Source organism: Thiobacillus sp. (genome assembly GCF_024708915.1).
This window is the reverse complement of record NZ_JANJXQ010000120.1, coordinates 1-3,485: the sequence shown is the minus strand read 5'-3', so window position 1 is coordinate 3,485 and position 3,485 is coordinate 1. Positions and strand designations below refer to the sequence as shown.

The following is a 3,485-nucleotide window of genomic DNA, read 5'->3' as shown; positions in this document are numbered from 1 at the left end:
CGGCGCGCTGATCGAGATCTCCAAAAAATACCGGGAGCCGGTGCTGGTGTCCGGCACCGACGGCGTCGGCACCAAACTCAAACTGGCGTTCGAACTGAACCGCCACGACAGCGTCGGCATCGACCTCGTCGCGATGAGCGTCAACGACATCCTGGTACAGGGCGCCGAGCCGCTGTTTTTCCTCGACTACTTCGCCTGCGGCAAGCTCACGCTGGACACCGCCGAAGCGGTGATTGCCGGCATCGCCAAGGGCTGCGAGCAGGCCGGCTGCGCGCTGATCGGCGGCGAAACGGCGGAGATGCCCGGCATGTACGCCGAAGGCGAATACGATCTGGCCGGCTTTGCCGTCGGCGTGGTGGAAAAGAGCAAGGTCATCGGCGGCCAGAGCATCGTGCCGGGCGACGTGGTCCTCGGGCTGGCGTCTTCCGGCGCGCATTCCAACGGCTATTCGCTGATCCGCAAGCTGATCGACGTGTCCGGCGTCGGTCTCAAGTCCGATTTCCACGGCCGTCCATTCGCCGACGCCGTGATGGAGCCAACGCGGATCTACGTCAAGCCGCTGCTGGCGCTGCTGGAGAAGCTGCCGGTCAAGGGCATGGCGCACATCACCGGCGGCGGCATCACCGGCAATCTGCCGCGCTGCCTGCCGGAAGGCGTGGCAGCGCGGATCGATCAGGCCGCGTGGACGCGTCCGCCGCTGTTCGACTGGCTGCAGCAGGCCGGCAACGTCGCGCCGGATGAAATGCTGCGCACCTTCAACTGCGGTATCGGCCTGTGCGTCGTCGTCGCCGCCACGGACGCCGCCGCCGCGATGGCGCACCTGCGGGCGAGCGGCGAAACCGTATGGCAGATCGGCGAAATCGTTGCGCGCCCTGCTGCCGCGGAGCAGGTGCTGTATCTGTGAGCTGCCGTGTCGTCGTGCTGCTGTCGGGGCGCGGCAGCAATTTGCAGGCGATCGCCGAAGCGCAGCTGCCGATCGATATCGTCGCCGTCGTCGGCAACCGCCCGCAGGCGGCGGGACTGGCTTACGCGCGTGAGCGCGGCCTGACCGCCGTCGCGCTCGACCACACCGCGTATCCCGATCGCGCCGCCTTCGACGCCCTGCTGGCCGACGAAGTGGCGCGCCACCGGCCCGACCTGGTGGTGCTGGCCGGCTACATGCGCATCCTCAGCCCGGCCTTCATCGCGCGCTTCGAAGGCCGCCTGCTGAATATCCATCCCTCGCTGCTGCCGGCTTTCCCGGGATTGAAGACGCACGAGCGCGCCTTGGCAGAAGGGGTGAAAATCCACGGCTGCAGCGTGCACTTCGTTACCGCCGAGCTGGATCACGGCCCCATCGTCGTCCAGGCCGCGGTGCCGGTGCGGGCGGACGATACGGCTGCTGTCCTCGCCGCGCGGGTGCTGCAACAGGAACACCGCATCTACCCGCAGGCGATCCGCTGGTTTGCCGAGGGCCGCCTGCTCAATCAGCATGGCCGGGTAAACTTGAAGGACGATCCGGCGTCACAGTCTGTGTTTCCCCACGGAGTGTGACCATGTTCAAACACCTGCTACTGGCATCCGGTTTCATGATCGCGGCGACGGTCCAGGCCGCCCCGAAGGACGCCGATCCGCTACCGGCTGAAGCCCGCGTGGCGGCGCCGGCGCCGCCGCGGCAAATGAACCTGGTGTACGACTTCTACCGCAACGGCCACAAGCTCGGCCAGGTGATCGACACCTTCACCCGCAACGGCAGCCGCTACACGCTGACCAGCGAAACCCGCGCCAACGGCCCGCTGAAAATGCTGTGGCAAGGCAGCATCCGCCTCGAAAGCAGCGGCGAGGTGACGCCGCAGGGACTGCGGCCGGCACGTTTCCAGTATGCCCGCAGCGATGCGCCGCACAAGCTGGCGACCGCGCGCCTCGACTGGAAACAGCGCAGCATTGCCTGGCAATACAAGGGTGAGTCATGGCAGATGAAAGGCCTGAAGAACGGGACGCAGGATCAGCTTTCGCAGCTCTACCAGTTCATGTTCGCCCCCAGTCTGCCCGCCGACTATGCCCTGCAGGTGGTAAGTCGGCGCGATCTGGACGACTACCGTTACGCGCGCAGCGATGGCGGAACCCTCGTGACGCCGCTGGGCACGCTGGCCACCCAGCAATACCAGCGCGTCGAACAGAAACCGGACGAGAAAGCCATCACCGTGTGGGTCGCGCCGGCGCGGCAGAACCTGCCGGTGCAGATCCGGGTATTCGATGACGGCGTCACGCTCGAACAGCGCCTGGTGAGCGCCAGCATCAAAGGCTAATGCCGATGGGGCGCAGGGTACGCCCCTGGTGGCTGGCCCTGGCGGCTTCGCTGCTGCTGCACGGCGCCTTGATCGGCGCTTTGGGTTGGCGGCTGCCGCAGTGGCAGCCACCTGCCGAGCCGCCCCTGTTCGAAGCGCGGCTGCTTGCCAAACCGCGACTCGCCGTGGCAGCCGCCCCGCCCTTGCCGGCTCCGCCGGTCGCCCGGGCGCGGCCGGTCCATGCCGCGCCGCCGCCTGAATTGCCTGTCGAAGAAGAAAGCGAAGCGGAAACCGAGGCGGCCGAAGCCGCTGCCGTCGCTGCGACCGATTCGAGCGCTGCACCAGCGGTGCGCCTCGACGAGGCGCCGGCGGCCGCGCCTGCCGAAGCGCCGTCCGCGGCCGCCGAGACGGCGCCGCCCGCCCTGAACCCGCTGCCGCCGCGGCTCGACCTGCATTTTCGGGTGCATTACGGCGTGGCGTCGGGCGAGCAGACGCTGCTGTGGGTGAACGAAGGCGAACGCTACACGCTGACCAGCGTGGCGGCGGCCAGCGGTCTCGCCGGGGTGTTTTACCGCGGCCGCTTCGTGCAGACCAGCCGCGGCCGCATCACGCCGCACGGCCTGCAGCCGGAGGAATTCTGGGACCAGCGCGGCGATAAGCGCAGCCGCGCGCACTTCGATGCGGCCAACGGCAGCCTCACGCTGATCCCGGCGCAGGGGGCGCCGCGCCATTTCGCCTATCAGGGCGAGGTGCAGGATGCGCTCAGCCTGTTTTTCCAGCTGGCGCTGACCGCGCCGCCGCCGCCAGACGGACGGCTGACCTATGCGGTGTTCAACGGCAAGAAGCTGCGCGACTACAGCTACGCGGTGCGCGGCGAAGAAATCCTGCAGACCGCACTGGGTGAACTGCGCACCCTGCATCTTGTGCGGGTGGCCGACGCCGATGGCCGCTTCGAGGCCTGGCTGGCGATCGACCGCCATTACCTGCCGGTGCGCGTGCTGCGCAGCGACGAGAAGGGCGGCACGGTGGAGCTCAGGGTGAAATCGATCGACCCCTGAGTGCTAGTGTCGCGACTCGGAAATATCGCAACATGAAACGGCGTCTTTTTTCGCATGGCGGCGTTGCTCGTCGTTGCCATAGAGCCGGCTATGTCGCCCACCCGCAAGGGGTAGGCCGTGGTTGTAAAGCCGATAAATCGGCAACAACCACGCTCTCCTC

General features: G+C 67.6%; 4 protein-coding genes. All 4 read left to right on the top strand.

What is annotated here, in order from left to right; all coding sequences use genetic code 11:
- Positions 1-904, top strand: a 904-nt coding sequence (gene purM, locus Q0L94_RS08780; protein WP_296752561.1) for a phosphoribosylformylglycinamidine cyclo-ligase, incomplete at its 5' end; no start/stop codon positions are given.
- Positions 844-1,533 carry a phosphoribosylglycinamide formyltransferase gene (purN, locus tag Q0L94_RS08775; RefSeq protein ID WP_366799387.1) on the top strand — a complete coding sequence of 230 codons (690 nt, stop codon included), beginning with the start codon at positions 844-846 and terminating at the stop codon, positions 1,531-1,533. The genes purM and purN, both read left to right, overlap by 61 nt.
- 2 nt (positions 1,534-1,535) lie before the next feature.
- Positions 1,536-2,288 carry a DUF3108 domain-containing protein gene (locus tag Q0L94_RS08770; protein ID WP_296752557.1) on the top strand — a complete coding sequence of 251 codons (753 nt, stop codon included), beginning with the start codon at positions 1,536-1,538 and terminating at the stop codon, positions 2,286-2,288.
- Positions 2,289-2,293: 5 nt separating this feature from the next.
- On the top strand, positions 2,294-3,325 hold the full coding sequence (locus Q0L94_RS08765) for a DUF3108 domain-containing protein (RefSeq protein WP_296752554.1): 1,032 nt from the start codon (positions 2,294-2,296) through the stop codon (positions 3,323-3,325).
- Positions 3,326-3,485: the final 160 nt, after the last annotated feature.

Bases quoted from the DNA above. Each gene is read 5' to 3' on its own strand.
- purN (WP_366799387.1), top strand. From the start codon at position 844: ATGGCAGATCGGCGAAATCGTTGCGCGCCCTGCTGCCGCGGAGCAGGT.
- Q0L94_RS08770 (WP_296752557.1), top strand. From the start codon at position 1,536: ATGTTCAAACACCTGCTACTGGCATCCGGTTTCATGATCGCGGCGACG.
- Q0L94_RS08765 (WP_296752554.1), top strand. From the start codon at position 2,294: ATGGGGCGCAGGGTACGCCCCTGGTGGCTGGCCCTGGCGGCTTCGCTG.